9 protein-coding genes are annotated in these 15,741 nt (G+C 72.7%); 4 read left to right on the top strand and 5 right to left on the bottom strand.

Annotated features, from left to right (window positions below; genetic code table 11):
* Nucleotides 1-51: 51 nt before the first annotated feature.
* Genes ACZ4Z3_RS25125 through ACZ4Z3_RS25115 form a run of 3 tightly spaced genes read right to left on the bottom strand, consistent with a single transcriptional unit; the run spans nucleotide 52 to nucleotide 3,731 of the window.
* Nucleotides 52-447, bottom strand: coding sequence for a DUF742 domain-containing protein (locus ACZ4Z3_RS25125; protein WP_055541244.1), 396 nt, complete (start codon nucleotides 445-447; stop codon nucleotides 52-54).
* Between the two features lie 9 nt (nucleotides 448-456).
* Nucleotides 457-894 carry a roadblock/LC7 domain-containing protein gene (locus ACZ4Z3_RS25120; protein WP_055717220.1) on the bottom strand — a complete coding sequence of 146 codons (438 nt, stop codon included), beginning with the start codon at nucleotides 892-894 and terminating at the stop codon, nucleotides 457-459.
* Complete coding sequence (locus ACZ4Z3_RS25115) at nucleotides 891-3,731, bottom strand: nitrate- and nitrite sensing domain-containing protein (RefSeq protein WP_468503091.1); 2,841 nt, start codon at nucleotides 3,729-3,731, stop codon at nucleotides 891-893. The genes ACZ4Z3_RS25120 and ACZ4Z3_RS25115 overlap by 4 nt, the downstream gene beginning before the upstream one ends.
* A 419-nt stretch (nucleotides 3,732-4,150) precedes the next feature.
* Here ACZ4Z3_RS25115 and ACZ4Z3_RS25110 point away from each other — a divergent pair, with 419 nt between their 5' ends.
* The 4 genes from ACZ4Z3_RS25110 to ACZ4Z3_RS25095 all read left to right on the top strand — a co-directional run bounded on the left by ACZ4Z3_RS25110 (nucleotide 4,151) and on the right by ACZ4Z3_RS25095 (nucleotide 9,905).
* The gene (locus tag ACZ4Z3_RS25110) at nucleotides 4,151-4,699 is read left to right on the top strand and encodes a hypothetical protein (RefSeq protein WP_468503090.1); all 549 of its coding nucleotides are present in this window, start codon (nucleotides 4,151-4,153) and stop codon (nucleotides 4,697-4,699) included.
* 311 nt (nucleotides 4,700-5,010) lie between these two features.
* Nucleotides 5,011-6,477 (top strand): aldehyde dehydrogenase family protein, encoded by a 1,467-nt coding sequence (locus ACZ4Z3_RS25105; RefSeq protein WP_468503089.1) that lies wholly within the window; start codon nucleotides 5,011-5,013, stop codon nucleotides 6,475-6,477.
* A 192-nt stretch (nucleotides 6,478-6,669) separates the two neighbouring features.
* The gene (locus ACZ4Z3_RS25100; protein WP_468503088.1) at nucleotides 6,670-8,274 is read left to right on the top strand and encodes an APC family permease; all 1,605 of its coding nucleotides are present in this window, start codon (nucleotides 6,670-6,672) and stop codon (nucleotides 8,272-8,274) included.
* 80 nt (nucleotides 8,275-8,354) lie between these two features.
* Nucleotides 8,355-9,905 (top strand): GMC family oxidoreductase, encoded by a 1,551-nt coding sequence (locus ACZ4Z3_RS25095; protein WP_468503087.1) that lies wholly within the window; start codon nucleotides 8,355-8,357, stop codon nucleotides 9,903-9,905.
* Between the two features lie 87 nt (nucleotides 9,906-9,992).
* Here the strand turns inward: ACZ4Z3_RS25095 and ACZ4Z3_RS25090 are convergent, their stop codons facing one another.
* Both ACZ4Z3_RS25090 and ACZ4Z3_RS25085 read right to left on the bottom strand, forming a co-directional pair.
* Nucleotides 9,993-14,708: a hypothetical protein gene (locus ACZ4Z3_RS25090; RefSeq protein WP_468503086.1), complete on the bottom strand. Its 4,716-nt coding sequence runs from the start codon at nucleotides 14,706-14,708 to the stop codon at nucleotides 9,993-9,995.
* Nucleotides 14,709-14,818: 110 nt separating this feature from the next.
* Nucleotides 14,819-15,697: a hypothetical protein gene (locus tag ACZ4Z3_RS25085; protein WP_055540884.1), complete on the bottom strand. Its 879-nt coding sequence runs from the start codon at nucleotides 15,695-15,697 to the stop codon at nucleotides 14,819-14,821.
* Nucleotides 15,698-15,741 lie beyond the last annotated feature (44 nt).

Below are 15,741 nucleotides of genomic sequence, written 5' to 3'. Positions count from 1 at the left end.
GGTCTCTTCTCCTGCTGGATGGTTGTCGCGCGACGGCGGACCGCGGCCCGCTCACAGCGCCCGGAGGCCGCTGATCACGTCGCGCAGAATACTCTCGTCCACCAGTTCGGCAGGCGGAACTGGACGATTCACATGGACCAGTTCCTCGTCGACGAGGTCGCCGACGAGGACCCGGACCACTCCGACGGGCAGGTCCAGTTCGGCGCCGAGTTCGGCGACCGACTGCGGGGTGTCACGGCACATCTCCACGATGCGGACGTGTTCCGGGGACAGCGAGTGGTCGTCCTCCGGATCGTCGACGTGGGGCTCCGCGACGACCACGGCGATCAGATCGAGGCGGTGCTGCACCGCGTGGCTGGTCCGGCCGCGCGTCATGGCGTACGGACGGACCACCGGTCCGGCCTCGTCGTCGAACCAGTGGCTTCTTCCCTGACCGTCTCGGCTCATGCCATCCCACTACCCGCCCTGGGGCAGATCGGTACGTGGGGCGGAGCCCAGATGTACGCCGACCCGCTTGACCAGCAGCGTCATCTCGTAGGCGACCTGCCCGATGTCGGCCTCCGCGTCGGCGAGGACGGCGAGGGCGCTGCCGTCGCCGGCGGCCGTGACGAACAGGAAGGCCTCATCGAGTTCGACGACGGTCTGACGGACGTTGCCCGCCTCGAAGTGGCGGCCCACGCCCTTGGCGAGGCTGTGGAAACCGGAGGAGACGGCGGCCAGGTGCTCGCTGTCCTCCCGGGTGAGTTCCTTGGAGACGCCCGTGGGCAGTCCGTCGCCGGAGAGCACGAGCGCCTTGCGGATGCTGGCGACGCGCTCCACCAGGTCGTCCAGGAGCCAGTTCAGCTCGCCGGACGTGCCGGTCGCGGTGGGCCCTTCGGCCTTCGGTGCGGTCATCGACCGTCCCCCTCTGTCGTTCCTCGTGGTGCGGAGACGTCTCGGGCGTCGTCGCCCTCGGCGTTCTCCTCGCGGCCGCGCTGCCAGCCCCGCTGGAGCGAGGCCATACGGCTGCGTACTTCGTCGGCGTCGCGTTCGGCGGTGTCGGGCCGGTCGGCGCGAGCCCTCTCACGCTCGACCCGTCGGGCGAGGCCGTCCTTCAACTGCGGGGCCAGATTGGCCTGTCGGACTCGGCGGGGCAGCGGACTCGGAGCTGATTCTGCCTGGTCGACCGTCGCGTCCGTACGCGGGGTGGGGGCGCCCGGAACCGGCCTCGGTGCCCGGGGGGCCGGGCCGTCGGCGGCGGTCGTGCGCCGCCGTTGGGGCAGTGCCGGGGGCTCGTCCCCGCCGGGCAGGGCCCCCGGGCGGTAGCCGTCGGGGAGCGGGGCGGCTGCGGGGCGGGCCGAGGGTTCGGCGCGTTCGCCTCGCAGGGCGGTGAACGGCCGGGCGTCGGCGATGCCCGCCTCGCGGCCCTGCGGGGGCTCGTCCTCGGTGCGGCGTGGCTTCTGGCCAGTCACCGGGCGGCCGTGGGAGCTGACCAGGTGGGGTGTCCTGCGCTGCGGCAGCTGTACGGGGCCGACCGTGGGGTCGGGGTCGGTGAGGGGCGTCCGTTGCGCCTCGCCGTCGTGGGCCCTGCGCGGGTCGTCGTCGGCGCCGGTGAGGGGGCGGCGCGGCCGGAACAGTTCGCCTCGCTCGCCGTCGTCACCGAGGGTGGCCGGGAAGCCGCCGAGGGGGTCCAGCTCGACCGGTGCCTCCAGCTCCACGGGGCCGTCGAGGATGGCGGCGGAGAGCCCGGGCAGCCGGACCGGCACCTGGGAGAGGGCGGCGTTGCGCTCCTCCTCCAGCTGGGCCTCACGGGTGGGGTGGGCGCGGTCGAGGCGGAAGCCGATGCCGTTGGTGTCGGGAACGTCGTCGGTGAGGAGGGCGTCGGGGATGAAGACCACGGCCGTGGTGCCGCCGTACGGCGAGGGCTGCAGGGAGACGCGGACCTTCTGCCGCTGGGCGAGCCGGCTGACCACGAACAGGCCGAGGCGGTCGGTGTCGGACAGTTCGAAGTCGGGGGTCTCGGCGAGCTTCAGGTTCGCGTCGAGGAGCGCCTCGGCGGCCATGCCGAGGCCCCGGTCGTGGATCTCCAGGGTGAAGCCGTTGGCGACACGCTCGCCGAGGACCTGGACAGCGGTGTGCGGCGGCGAGAACACCGTGGCGTTCTCGAGGAGTTCGGCGACGAGATGGGTGAGGTCGGCGACGGCGGGGCCGGTGACGGCGACCCGCGGCAGCCGGCGGACCTCGATGCGCTCGTAGTCCTCGACCTCGGCGACGGCCGCGCGGACGACGTCCATGAGCTGGATGGGCTTGCGCCACTGCCGGGAGGGGGCGGCGCCGGAGAGGATGACCAGGCCCTCGGCGTGCCGGCGCATACGGGTGGTCAGGTGGTCGAGGCGGAACAGGTCCGCGAGTTCCTCGGTGTCGTCGGTCCGCCGCTCCATGGTGTCGAGGAGGGTGAGCTGCTTGTGGAGCAGGACCTGGCTGCGGCGGGCGAGGTTGACGAAGACCTCGGAGATGCCGCTGCGCAGCTCGGACTGCTTGACGGCGGCCTCGACGGCGGCCCGCTGGAGGGTGTTGAGGGCTTGGCTGACCTCGCCGATCTCGTTCCTGTCGTACTCCAGGCGGGGCACCTCGGTCTCGACGTCGACCTGTTCGCCCGCGGCGAGCCGGCGCATCACGCTGGGCAGGCGCACGTCGGCCGTCTCGTGGGCCTCCTGGCGCAGTCGGCGCAGGTCGCGAATGAGGACGCGGCCGATGCGGACGGACATGAACAGCGAGACCAGGAGGGCGAAGAGGCCGAGGACCCCCGCGACGACGGCTTTGAGGATGACGCCGGTGGCCAGGGGGCGCACCCGGTCCTGGTAGCGGTCGCCCGCCTCGATGCTGAGGTCGCGGAGGTCGGAGAGCACCGGTTCCACCGCGCTGTCCCAGCTCTTGGCGCTGACGCCCGCCCGCTGTCCGGCGACGGAGCCGATGACGTCCTGCTCGACCGAGCGCAGCGGCGCGGTGTTCGCGCTCCGCCAGTAGCCGGCGAAGCGGTCGCGCTCGGACGAAGGCAGCAGCGGCAGGGTGATGTCGTACAGCAGGGTCCGCTGGGCCACGAGGTCGGAGAAGTCGCGGATCTCGTCGCGGCTGATCCGGCCGGCGACGAGGACGGAGCTGAACAGCGCGTCCTCGCGGGACAGGAGCTCACGGGCGCGGCCGAGGTTGACCAGGGCGCGGCCCTGCTTGTCCATCTCCACGTTGTCCAGCGCGGGGAGGTTGGACAGGAGGGCGAAGCAGGGGTCGACCAACTCGTTGTAGAAGTTGAGGCCCTGGGTGACGGTGACAGTGCCGTCGTCGACGCCCGTACGCAGGGCCGGGAGGCCGTCGAGTGCGTTCAGGATGGTGGTGAGCCGCAGCGCGGTGGACTCGCCCATCTCGTCCCGCAGTTCCGCGTTCGTGGCGTGGTCGCGGAACTCCGCGACGGCCTTGTCGGTGGCGGTGCGGCTGCGTTCGAGGGCCTCGGCGGCGTCGGAGCCGCGCGGATCGGCGAGGAGGACCAGGGTCTGGCGGCGTTCCTGCTGGAGGACGCGGATGGTGTCCTCGGTGGGGAAGCCGATCTCCTCGACGATGTCGGCCACTCGGAAGAGGTCGCTCGCCGCACGCCCCGTCAGCACCGTGGCGAACGCCCAGACGCTGGTGAGGGCGATCAGGGGCACGAGCAACAGCGCCACGATCTTCCGGCGGATCGATTTCCCGCGAAAGCGCATGGCCTCCCCCAGCTCGACCCCCGCCGGCCCGGGGGCACACATGTGCGTCAACAAACGGCGTGAGCCTACTACCGACACGGGGGTATCTCGAAGGACCGTCGGAACCCACCACCCGCCCATGGCGAACCAGACATGGGGAGTTGTCCGTTCATTGGGGGAGATTGCCGCCCGCTGTCGGGCAGTTGAACCGATGGCATCCCGTCGGGGAAGTTGGCCGGTTGGCCGGATTTTTGCGTTCCTTGGGAATCTTTCGGCGTTCCTCGATCGTCTTTCTGTACGGGAACGCGGTGCGGAAGGGGCGACAGGCCCCGCAAGCCGCCCCCGGGTGGCGTAATTCGGAGGAAGTCGGGCACCAGAGGGGGGCCGGGTCTCGTGATCCCGGAGCTCTTGGTCCACCGGCGGTGGGGAGTGACAAGTTGATGGGCACGGCGGAGCGGCAAGCGGCGCTCGAGAAGGACACGGTGACACCACAGGCGGCGGCGAAGGCCGTTCGGGCTTCCGAGCGGGGCCCCGGGGCGGGCGAGGGTGTCACGGTGAAGGAGAGGAAGCCCGCCGCCAGGGACGAACAGAGTGTGCAGGACCGGGCGTTGTGGATCGAGGAGCCGGCGCGCAGGCGCCGACTGCCCGACCCGGTGCGGACGGCTGCGGTGCGCGCGGTCCTCATCATCGCGGTGACGCTGATTCAGGCGATGGTGGCGGTGCTGTCCACCCTGGCCGGTTCCTGGCTGGCCTTCCCGATGGTCCTGAGCAGCGTCGCCAGCACGATCGCGGCGACCTGGGGCGTGCTGGACGTCTGGGTGACCCGCCAGGTGTGGAGCCAGCGCAACGGCGTGGTGTCGGCGCCCAGCAGCACCGCGCGTGCGCTGCGGCGTGAGCGGCGGCGGGCCCGCCGTGAGGCACGCGCGGCGGAGCGTACGCAGGCGCGAATACGCCGTCGGGGCGGCGCCGGGCAGCTCTCGCACCCGTAAAGGGCGCGCGGCCCGTCTCCTCGTTCCTTCTGGCGCTCCGTGCGGGGCCCCTCGTGTGGCCCTTCTGTGGACCCCCGCGCGGGGCCTCGTGTGGCCCTTCTGTGGACCCCGTGCGGGCTCCTCGGGTGCTCCTTGCAGTGCGCCTTCCGGAGCCCCTTCGGCGCTCCCGCACGGGTTCCTTCTGCCGTTCTTTCCGACCGGACGTGTCAACCGTCACATTTGGCCGGTTGGTGGGCATAGAACGCGGTCTTCCGGTTAGGCGCTCAGCCGCAAGGGCGTCGGCACGGCGCTGACCAGGAGGAACGAGAGACATGCCCGAACTTTTCATCGGCGGAGCGTGGCGTGGCGCGCTCGACGGGCGGACCCGTGAGATCCGCTGTCCCGCCGACGGCAGCCTGGTCGCCGTCGTCGACGAGGCCGGCCGCGAGGACACCGTGGAGGCGATCGCCGCCGCGCGGCGCGCCTTCGACGAGGGTCCGTGGCCCACGACCCCGGCAGCCGAGCGGGGCGCCCTGCTGCTGCGGGTCGCCGACCTGCTCGTACGCGACAAGGACGCGCTCGCCCGTGCCGAGTCGCTCGACACCGGCAAACGGCTGGTGGAGAGCGAGTACGACATGGATGACATCGCGAACTGCTTCCGCTACTTCGGTCACGCGGCCACCGCCGAGACGGGCCGGGTCGTGGACACCGGGCAGGACGGTGTCGACAGCCGGGTCGTGTACGAGCCGGTCGGGGTGTGCGCGCTGATCACCCCGTGGAACTACCCGCTCCTCCAGACGGCCTGGAAGGTCGCCCCGGCGCTCGCGGCCGGCAACACCTTCGTGCTGAAGCCCAGCGAGCTGACCCCGCACACCGCGATCCATCTGATGCGGCTGCTGGAGGAGGCCGGGCTGCCGCCGGGCACGGCGAATCTGGTCCTCGGCGCCGGCCCCGAGGCGGGCGCCCCGCTCTCCGAGCATCCGGACGTCGACCTCGTCTCGTTCACGGGCGGCCTCCAGACCGGTCGGCGGTTGATGGCCAACGCCGCCGCGAGCGTGAAGAAGGTCGCCCTGGAGCTCGGCGGCAAGAACCCCAACATCGTCTTCGCCGACGCCGACTTCGACACCGCCGTCGACATGGCCCTCACCGCCGTCTTCCTGCACTCGGGACAGGTGTGCTCCGCCGGTGCCCGGCTGCTGGTCGAGGACGCGCTGCACGACCGGTTCGTCGACGAACTCGTGCGTCGGGCGGAGCGGATCCGGCTGGGCGGCCCGTTCGACGAGCGGGCGCAGACCGGCCCGCTGATCTCGGCGGCGCACCGCGCGAAGGTCGAGGAGTACGTCGCCAAGGGCGTCGCGGAGGGCGCGGTCCTGCGCTGTGGCGGCGAGCGGCCCACGGGCGAGGCGTACGACCAGGGCTTCTACTATCCGCCGACCGTCCTGGACGAGTGCGCGAGCACGATGTCCGTTGTCCAGGACGAGTCGTTCGGCCCCGTCCTGACCGTGGAGCGGTTCAGCGACGAGGCGGAGGCCGTACGGCTCGCCAACGACACGATCTACGGCCTGGCCGGCGCCGTCTGGACGACGGACGAGGCCAGGGCCCGGCGGGTGGCCGCCCGGCTGCGGCTCGGCACGGTGTGGATCAACGACTACCACCCGTACGTCCCGCAGGCGGAGTGGGGCGGTTACAAGCAGTCCGGCTTCGGACGTGAACTCGGACCCGCGGGGCTCGCCGAGTACCGCGAGGCCAAGCACATCTGGCGCAACACGGATCCGGCACCGCAGGGCTGGTTCGCGTAACTCCCTTGTGACAAGGGGGACTTGAAGCGTAGGTATGACTCCTCTTCCGAGTCCCGCGGATGCGGTCCCCCTCCCTGCCCGTGCCCGCGGGCACCTCACCCCGGCCCCCCATCCCGGCACCCGTCCCGGCCCTCATCCCGGCACCCGTAAGAGCCGCTCCCTCTTTCCCCGAGGCCCCCCAGGAGTCCGCTCATGACGACCATCGAGCAACCGACCGGACCACAGAAACCGAACGACGACGCCGAACTCGCCGAGTTCGGCTACAAACCCGAACTCAAGCGCACCCTCGGCAACTTCCACACCTTCGCCGCCGGGATCAGCTACATCTCGATCCTCACCGGCACCTTCCAGCTGTTCTACTTCGGCTACAGCAGCGGCGGCCCCGCCTACTGGTGGTCGTGGCCCATGGTGTTCGTCGGCCAGTTCATGGTCGCGCTCTGCTTCGCCGAACTGGCGGCGCGCTATCCGGTGGCGGGCTCCGTCTACAACTGGTCGAAGAAGATAGGCAATCCGCATCTGGGCTGGCTCGCCGGCTGGATGATGCTGACCGCGTCGATCGTGTCCATCGCGGCGGTGGCGCTCGCCTACCAGCTGACGCTGCCGCAGATCTCCGATGTGTTCCAGTTCGTCGGGGACGGCACCGGCACCTATGACGTGGCGACCAACGCGGTCATCCTGGCCGCGGTGTTGATCCTGTTCACCACGCTGGTGAACGCCTTCGGCGTGAAGCTGATGGCCACGATCAACACGGCGGGCGTGTTCATCGAGTTGATCGCCACCGTGGTGCTGATCGCCCTGTTCGCGGTGCACATCACGCGTGGCCCGCAGGTCGTCCTGGAGACGAACGGCACCGGCGAGGGGTACGGCGGCGCCGGGTACCTGGGCGCGTTCCTCGTGGCCTCGCTGGCGTCGGCGTACGTCATGTACGGCTTCGACACGGCCGCATCGCTCGGTGAGGAGTCGCTGGACCCGTCCCGGAACGCGCCGCGCGCCATCATCCGGGCGATCGTCGCCTCCTTCGTCCTCGGCGGTCTCATCCTGCTGCTGGCGCTGATGAGCGTCTCCAGCCTGAAGGGCGAGAGGCTGTCCACGGACGGTCTGCAGTACGTGGTGCTCGACGTGCTCGGCCCGACGGCCGGCAAGGCGATGCTCTGGTGCGTGCTGATCGCGGTCACGGTGTGCGCGCTCGCCGTACACACGGCGGCGATCCGCCTGGCCTTCGCGATGGCCCGCGACAACAACCTGCCCGCGTCCTCGCTGCTGGCCAAGGTCAGCCCGCGCTTCCAGACCCCGGTCCTCCCGGCCGTGATCATCGGCGTGCTGGCCCTCTCGATTCTGCTCGTGAACATCCGCCAGCCGCAGATCTTCACGGTGGTGACCAGCATCGGCATCATCATGATCTACCTCGCCTACCTCGGCGTCACCGTGCCGATGCTGGTGGCGCGGCTGCGCGGCAAGTGGCAGCCGGCGGGCGACGGCAGGTTCTCCCTGGGCCGCTGGGGCGTCCTCGTCAACGCCCTCGCCGTCCTGTGGGGCACGGGCATGACCCTCAACCTGATCTGGCCCCGGGCCTCCGTCTACAACGCGACCGAGCCGTTCCACTGGTACCTGCGCTGGGGCGCGGTCCTCTTCGTCGCTCTCATCGCGGGTGGCGGCTTCGCCTACTACTGGTTCGTCCAGCGCCACAAGACCGGTGTGCTCGCCGAGCACGCGACGGCGGCCGCCGGGACCGGCACCGCGCCGTCCGGCCCGACCGCGCCCCCCGCCCCGACCGTCGCCTCCCCCGCGGCCGACTGACAGAACGACGCAGCACGCAACACGCGGTCCCCGGCGCCGATCCGCCGGGGCCGCATGCAACGCAAGGAGGACAACTCCCCATGAGCGCAGAAGAGTTCGATTACGTCGTGGTCGGCGGCGGCACCGCGGGAAACGTGGTGGCGGCCCGGCTCTCCGAGGACCCGTCGGTCACCGTGTGCGTGCTGGAGGCCGGACCCAGCGACGTCGGCGACGACGCCGTCCTGCAACTGGACCGCTGGATGGGCCTGCTGGAGTCCGGCTACGACTGGGACTACCCCGTCGAGCCGCAGACCAGCGGTAACAGCTTCATGCGGCACGCCCGTGCGAAGGTCCTCGGCGGCTGCTCCTCCCACAACTCCTGCATCGCCTTCTGGGCCCCCGCAGAGGACCTGGACGACTGGGCGGCGGCCGGCTGTACGGGCTGGTCGGCGGCCGACCTCTTCCCGCTCTACCAGCGGCTGGAGAACAACGACGCCCCCGGCGACCACCACGGCCGCAGCGGGCCGGTCAAACTCCGCACGATCAAGAGCGACGACCCGTGCGGCACCGCCCTGCTGGAGGCGTGCGCCCAGGCCGGGATACCGACGAAGCCCTTCAACACCGGTACGACGGTGATCCGGGGCGCCAACTGGTTCCAGATCAATTCCGACGAGAACAACATCCGGCAGTCCTCCTCGGTGGCCTATCTGCACCCGATCATGGGCAAGCGGCACAACCTGGAGGTCCGCACGGGCGTCCGCGCCAAGAAGCTGGTGCTGGAGGGGCGGCGCTGCGTCGGCGCCGAGTACCTGGACCCCGACCTGATCCACACCCGCACGGTCCGGGCCCGGCGCGAGGTCATCGTCTCCTGCGGCTCCATCGACACGCCGAAGCTCCTGATGCTCTCCGGTATCGGCCCCGCCGAGCACCTGCGCGAGGTGGGCGTGGACGTGGTCGTCGACTCGGCGGGCGTCGGCGAGAACCTCCAGGACCACCCCGAGGGCGTCATCATGTGGGAGGCCGCGCAGCCGATGCCCACCACGTCCAACCAGTGGTGGGAGGCGGGCATCTTCTACGACACCGAGCCCGGCCTGGACCGCCCCGACCTGATGTTCCACTACGGGTCCGTGCCGTTCGACATGAACACCGCCCGGCACGGCTACCCCACGACCGAGAACGCGTTCTGTCTGACGCCGAACGTGACACGGGCCAAGTCGCGCGGCACCGTACGGCTGCGCACCCGCGACTACCGGGACAAGCCGAAGGTCGACCCGCGGTACTTCACCCATGAGCACGACGTGCGGGTGATGACGTACGGGCTGCGGCTGGCCCGGCGGATCGCCGCGCAGCCGGCGCTGAGCGGATGGGCGGGAGCCGAACTGGCGCCCGGTCCCGACGTGCGGACCGACGACGAGCTGTTCGACTACATCCGCAAGACGCACAACACCGTCTACCACCCCGCCTGCACCGTGAAGATGGGCGCGGACGACGACCCCTCGGCGCCGCTCGACGCGCGGTTGAGGGTCAAGGGGGTCGAGGGGGTGCGGGTGGCCGACGGGTCGGTGATGCCGGATCTGGTGACGGTCAATCCGTGCATCACGACGATGATGATCGGCGAGAAGTGCGCGGATCTGTTGAAGGCCGACGCCTAGGGGGTGGATGCCCAGGGGTTGGGTGCCTGGGGACGCGGGGCGGCTGCGGGTCCGTCGTGGCCGGTCGCGCAGTTCCCCGCGCCCCTGTCACGCGGGGTTCGGCGTGGGCCTCTTGTACATCCGCGTCGCCGTGATCTCGCTGTGACCCGCTTCTCCCGCCCGGGGCTGCTGCGGCAGTCCCGGGCGGAGGTGTTCCTCGACGCTGATGTACTTCAGGCCGGCGCGGAGGTCGGCGTCGTTGCGCAGGCGGATGACCAGGGGGAACTCGGCCAGGGCGGTCGTGTCGAAGAGGCCCGTCGTGTAGAGGAGCTGGACGCCGAGGGCGTCCGACACGGCCCGCTGCAGCTCCAGCAGGTACGTCGCGTTGGCCCGGCCGATGGGGTTGTCGAGGAACAGGGTGCCGGCGTGGCGGTGCTTGTCGCGGCCCCGGTCGTTGCTGCGGAGCGCGGCCATCGTGCAGTACAGGGCGATGGCCGCGGTGAGCAGCTGACCGCCGGAGAAGACGTCGCCCATCTGCCCCACAGGGACGCGCTCGGCGCGGAGCACGGCATCGGGCTTGAGGATCTCGACGGCGACGCCCTTCGGCTGGAGGGCCGCGCTGACTCCGCGCAGCAGTAGGGACATGCCGTCGCGCCGCATGTCGGAGTTCTTCTTCACGGCCGCGCGGGTCGCCTCGTCGACGACCTCGCCGAGCCGCTCGGTGAGTGTCGCCTGGTCGGGTTCCTCGAAGCGGATGCGGAGGAACTCCTGTCCGGACCACTCCCCCAGGCCCTCGGGAAGCCGGGACAGCCGCTGGGCCGAGCGCAGGGTGGCGAGCGCCGACTCCACGAGTCCCCGCAGCCGGTCCACGATCGAGTCGCGGTTGCGTTCCAGCTGCGCCAGCTCGTCGGTGAGGACCCGCAGCCGGGGCGCGAAGGCGTCCGCCCACTTCTGGGCGTGCTCGGGCAGCGCGGAGGCGGGCAGCTCACGGATCTGCTGGCGCGCCGGGGTGCGCACCTGCTCGTAGCGGGTGGAGTTGGCGTGCCGTACGAGGATGTCGCTCGCCTCGCGCACCGCGCCCTCGGCGGCGGAGAGGTCGGCGGCGCAGCCGCGCAGGGAGCGGCGGGCCTCGGCGGCGGCCTTGCGGGAGTCCTCTAGGCCGCCCGGGTAGGGCTCGGGCTCCTCCTGGTCGTCGTCCGGGGCATGGTCGCGCAGGAGGTCCCTGAGCAGGGCGGCCGTCTCGTCGAAGCCGCCGGCCGCGTCCTCGGCGGCGCGGTGGGCCGCCAGCAGCTCCGCGTGGGCCTCGCGGGCCTGGGCCAGCGCCTCGGTGCGGGAGGCGAGTTCGGCGGTGGCGGTGCGCAGCAGGGCCTGGGCGTGGTCGGCGTCGCGCGGGACCATCTCCTCGGGCAGCTCGGTGTGCGCCTCGCCGTCCTCGGGGGCGTGCCGTTCGGCCTCGCCGCGCAGTCGTCCGAGCTGTTCGCTCGCCGTGGACATACGGGTCTCCAGCAGCTGCACCAGCTCCTCGGCGCGGGCCGACGCGGCCTGCCGGGAGGGGCCGTCGGAGCCGTCGGGCGACTGGAGGAGTTGCTCGGCGCGGTTGCGGACCTTGTTGCTGAGCCGGTCCAGTTCCGCGCGGGCGGCGCTCTCGTCGCTCTCGGCCCGGGCCTGCTCGGCGCGCAGGTCGGCGCCCACACCGACCTTCTCGTACACCTGGGAGGCGGCGCGGTAGGCCTCGCGGAGGGCGGCGAGGGGCTGCTTGGGCGCGTCGGTGTCCGCTTCCGGTACGTCGTCGGGGGCGCCCGCGATCTCCGCGCGCTCGGCGCGCAGCGCGCGTGCCGTGCGGCGGGCGTCGTCGGCGGCGCGCTGGGTGGCGCGGCGGTCCTCGTCGGCGGCGCGGGCCCGCTCCAGGCAGATCTGGGCGCGGGCCTCGGACTCGGCGGCCTCGTCGGCGAGTTCACGGAGCTTGACCTGCCAGCCGGCACGTTCACGCAGCCGGAAGGCGAGTCCGGCGAGGGCGTCGGCGGCGCGCCGGGCCTTCTGCGCGGCCTCCTGCCGTTCGTCCCGCACCTGGGCGGCCTCGGCCGCCGCCTCCTCGGCCTCCGCCCGCACGGTCCGGGCCTCGGCCAGCTCCGCCTCGGCCTCCTCGGCGAACGCGCGGGTCTCCCCCGCCGACGTGGCCAGCTCGGTGAGTCGGCCCGCCGGGCAGCCGGTGCGCCAGGAGGCGAGTCGCGCCGCGAGTTCCCGGTCCTTGCCGAGGCGGGCCGCGAGGGCCCGGATCTCCTCGTCTCGCTCGGTGGCGCGGGCGCGCAGGGCCTGGCGCTCCTCGTCGGCGGCGCGCTCGTCGTGCATGGCCGGGTTCGGCGGGACGAGGAACACCTCGGACGAGGCGCCGTCGCCCGCGTCCAGGGGCGGTGTGAGCGCGAGCAGGGCGGCTGCCGTGCCGACGGCGACGGCGGACCGCGGGAGCAGAGCCGCGTCGCTGAGCGCCGCACGGGCGCGGACGTGCGAGTCGGGGTCGGTGATGATGACGCCGTCGACCAGCTCCGGGCGCGCGGCGAGCACGCGCGCGTGGTCGGCGGGGTCCACGGCCTGGGCGAGGTATCGCCAGCCGGGCAGGGCGGGGATGCCGTGCTCGCCGAGGAACTCGACGGTGGCGAGGACGTCGGGGCCCGGCGGCAGCAGTCCGCCGTCGCCGAGGGCGCCGAGGATGCGGGAGTCGTCGGCCGCGGCGGTGCGCAGCTCGAACAGGGTGCGCTCCGCGGAGGACACGTTCTCGTCGAGCAGCTCGCGCAGCTCGTCCGCGAAGCGGTCCAGCTCCTCGGGGGTGAGGGGGCCCTCGCCCGGGGAACCGGAGGTGTCGGCGCCGTCGGCCGCCGGTCCCGTCCGCTCCGGTTCGGCGGGCCTCGCGGCCGCCGCGCCGCCGGGACCGTCGCCTGCGGTGCGGGGGACGGGCACCCCGGCTCGGGTCTTGCGGGCGGCGCCCGGCAGGCTCAGCAGTTCGGCGAGGCGCTCCTCCGCCGCGAGGGCCTCGGCGGTGCGCCGCTCCCCGTCGTACGCGCGCTCGGCGGCGACGGCGGCGTCGGCCGCGCGGGCGGCCGTCAGCTCCGCGCGGGCCTCGGCGGAGGCCGCCTCCCTGGCGTGCTCGGAGGCGCGTCGTGAGGCCTCGCGGGCGGTGTCCCAGGCGGCGACGGCGGTCTTCTCGGCGTCGCTGGCGGCGAGGGCGGCCCGGGCCGGGTCGGCGTCGGGTGCGCTGTCGTCGAGCCAGCCGGCCCGGACCGCCTCGGCGGTCTCCTGCTCGACCTCGCTGAGCCGCTGTTTCAGGTGCCCGATCTCGCTGCGGGCGCGCTGCGCCTCGGTGGCGGCGGCGGTGGAGTCCCGGTGGGCGGCCTCGCCGAGCTCCTGGAGGGCCGCCGACCGCTCCTCGCCCTCGTTGGCGAGGTGCTCGGCGCTCTCGGCGGCCGCGTGCAGGGCCCGTACGAGGTCGACGGCGGCCTTGGCGCGGGCGGCGAGCGCGGGGGCCGCGTCCCGCTCGGCCTCCTGGATGGCTGCGGCCACACGGGCGACGCGGTCGGCGGCGGCGCGGTGCCTGAGCACGGCCTCGGCGGCCTGCCAGGCGGAGTGCAGGGTGCGCGCGTCGGCCAGTTCCCGTTTCTGGGCGGCGGCCGACTTCTCGGCGGCGGCCAGCGCGAGCGAGGCGTGCCGGTAGGCGAGTTCCGCCGCGATCAGCGCGCTGCGCTCGCGGGCGCCCTCGGCATGGGTGACCGCGTACGCGGCGGCGGTGACCCGCTGGGCGAGATCGGTGCCCCTGACCCGTTCCCGGGTGGCCCTGGCGGAGAGTCGCCGGGCCAGGGTGCGGGTCCGCCGCTCCGCCGCCGTGTGGATGTCACGGGCCCGTGACCGTGCCTCGGCGGCCTCCACGATCCGGCCGAGCAGGTCCACGGAACCGGCGGTGAAGTCGCGTTCGGCGATCAGCTCGGCCCGGCGTCCGAGCTTGTTGCCGAAACCGCCGACGAGGTCGGCGAGCCCGTCGGTGTCCCGGGTGTCGGTGACCGCGCGGAGCAGCAGGTCGGTGAAGTCGGAGTCCTTCTTCACCGCGAACAGACCGGCGGCCTCACCCTCGTCGGCGTTCATCTCCCGCTGGTAGCGGAAGAGTTCGGGGTCGAGGCCGAGGTCGGTCAGATGCTCGTTCCAGCGGTCGTGGATCTCCTCCCAGTGCACTTCGAGGTGCGGATACGCCTTGCCCGCCTCGGTGAGGGCGTCCCGGAACCCCTTCATGGTCCGCCGCCGCCCCTGCGCGCCGGAGGCTCCCTCGACGGGCGGCCGGACGGCGGTGGACTCGGCGACGGGGAGGTTGTCGAGGCTGAGGCCGGGGCCGGGCCGGAAGGAGTACCAGGCCTCGGCGAACTTGCGCGGGTCATTGGAGACCTGGCGTCCGCGCCACTCGCTCACCTTGCCCACGACGACGCACTCACCGGTGAGGGTGTGCTGCCACTCCAGCGCGACGTGTCCGCAGTCGTCGGCGAGCAGGAACTTGCGCAGCACGCCCGAGCTTGCGCCGCCGAGGGTGTTGCGGTGCCCCGGCAGCATCACCGAGAAGATCAGCTTGAGCAGGACCGACTTGCCGCCGCCGTTCTCCAGGAAGAGCACGCCCGCGGGCGCGGGCCGGCGCGGCGGCCCGGTGGGCTCCTCCTCGAAGAACTCCGCCTGCTGCGGCGCGGGGTCGGGCACCGGCTCGCCGACACCCCTCAGGTCCAGCACGGTGTCGGCGTAGCGCGCACCGGCCGGCCCGATGGAGTAGAGGCGGACCCGGGACAGCTCGTACATGGTGGGGGACTTTCGCGGTCGTGGGGGTGGTTCGTGCGGAGACGTGGTGCGGGCGGTGCGGTTCGGGGCGGGTGCGGGCGGTGTGCGCGGGCGGGGCGGGTGCGGGCGGGTCAGGAGTGGAAGGGCAGCCCGGCGTCGGCCACCAGCTCCAGGTCGTCGGTGTCGTCGGGGGGCAGCAGGCTGGCCGTGCCGTCGGTGACCGGGACGATCCCCAGGTCGAGCAGTTCGGCCATCGCGGCGCTGCCCGCCATGTCCCGTACCTGGAGCTGGTAGCGGGCGGTCGTACGGTACGTACCGCCGTTGTCGTCGCCCGTGCGCTGGAGGAAGCCGGAGTCGGTGAGGAAGCCCACCGCCTTGCCGACGATGCCGGTGGTGGAACCGGCGAGCCGGCGGGCGTCCTTGGTGGCCCCGGTGGAGCTGCGTCTGGCCCAGATCCGCCAGGCGGCCTCCAGTCCGGGCGCGTCCGTCGCCGGGTCGGTGTTCTCCCCCTGCTCCTCGGCGCGCTCCTCCAGCCGCCGGCAGGCCTGCCGTACGAACGAGTCGACCCCGTTGACCGACACGCGCCCGATGTATCCGTCGTCCGCGAGGTCCTCCGGGCGGGGGAACGCCATCGCGGCGACCGCGAGGTGGGCGAGCCCGTGCAGGAAGCGGTCCACGGAGTCGGCCGAGGTGCGCCGTGCGTAGTCCCCCATGCGCACGGCGAACACGGAGTCCTCGGCGGCCGTCACCGCCATCCCGGCTCTCGGTGACACCTCCAGCACCACCAGTCCGAGCCCGGTGGCGACGGCGTCGGCGAGCCGGGCGAAGGCCGGGTCCTCGCGGTAGCGGCGCAACAGGTCGCCGTACTCCTGGTCGCGGGCGGGCTGGAGCTTGGGCTGGAGCCCGAAGGCGACGAGCCGCGCCGCGTCGGCGGCGTCGGCGGGGGTGACGGCGGCGGCCACCGGAGCGGGGGCGGCCTCCGGCTCACTCCACTCGACGTGCTCGCTCACGGCAGGGACTCCTCGATCTCGGAACAGGACTCGAAACAGGTCTC

This window comes from Streptomyces sp. NPDC030296, from assembly GCF_055572815.1.
The sequence above is the reverse complement of the archived record's forward strand: the minus strand, read 5'-3'. Positions and strand labels throughout refer to the sequence as shown.

Coding starts and splice junctions, on each gene's coding strand:
- ACZ4Z3_RS25120 (WP_055717220.1), bottom strand. CDS start 894: ATGACCGCACCGAAGGCCGAAGGGCCCACCGCGACCGGCACGTCCGGC.
- ACZ4Z3_RS25090 (WP_468503086.1), bottom strand. CDS start 14,708: ATGTACGAGCTGTCCCGGGTCCGCCTCTACTCCATCGGGCCGGCCGGT.
- ACZ4Z3_RS25115 (WP_468503091.1), bottom strand. CDS start 3,731: ATGCGCTTTCGCGGGAAATCGATCCGCCGGAAGATCGTGGCGCTGTTG.
- ACZ4Z3_RS25105 (WP_468503089.1), top strand. CDS start 5,011: ATGCCCGAACTTTTCATCGGCGGAGCGTGGCGTGGCGCGCTCGACGGG.
- ACZ4Z3_RS25095 (WP_468503087.1), top strand. CDS start 8,355: ATGAGCGCAGAAGAGTTCGATTACGTCGTGGTCGGCGGCGGCACCGCG.
- ACZ4Z3_RS25110 (WP_468503090.1), top strand. CDS start 4,151: ATGGGCACGGCGGAGCGGCAAGCGGCGCTCGAGAAGGACACGGTGACA.
- ACZ4Z3_RS25100 (WP_468503088.1), top strand. CDS start 6,670: ATGACGACCATCGAGCAACCGACCGGACCACAGAAACCGAACGACGAC.
- ACZ4Z3_RS25125 (WP_055541244.1), bottom strand. CDS start 447: ATGAGCCGAGACGGTCAGGGAAGAAGCCACTGGTTCGACGACGAGGCC.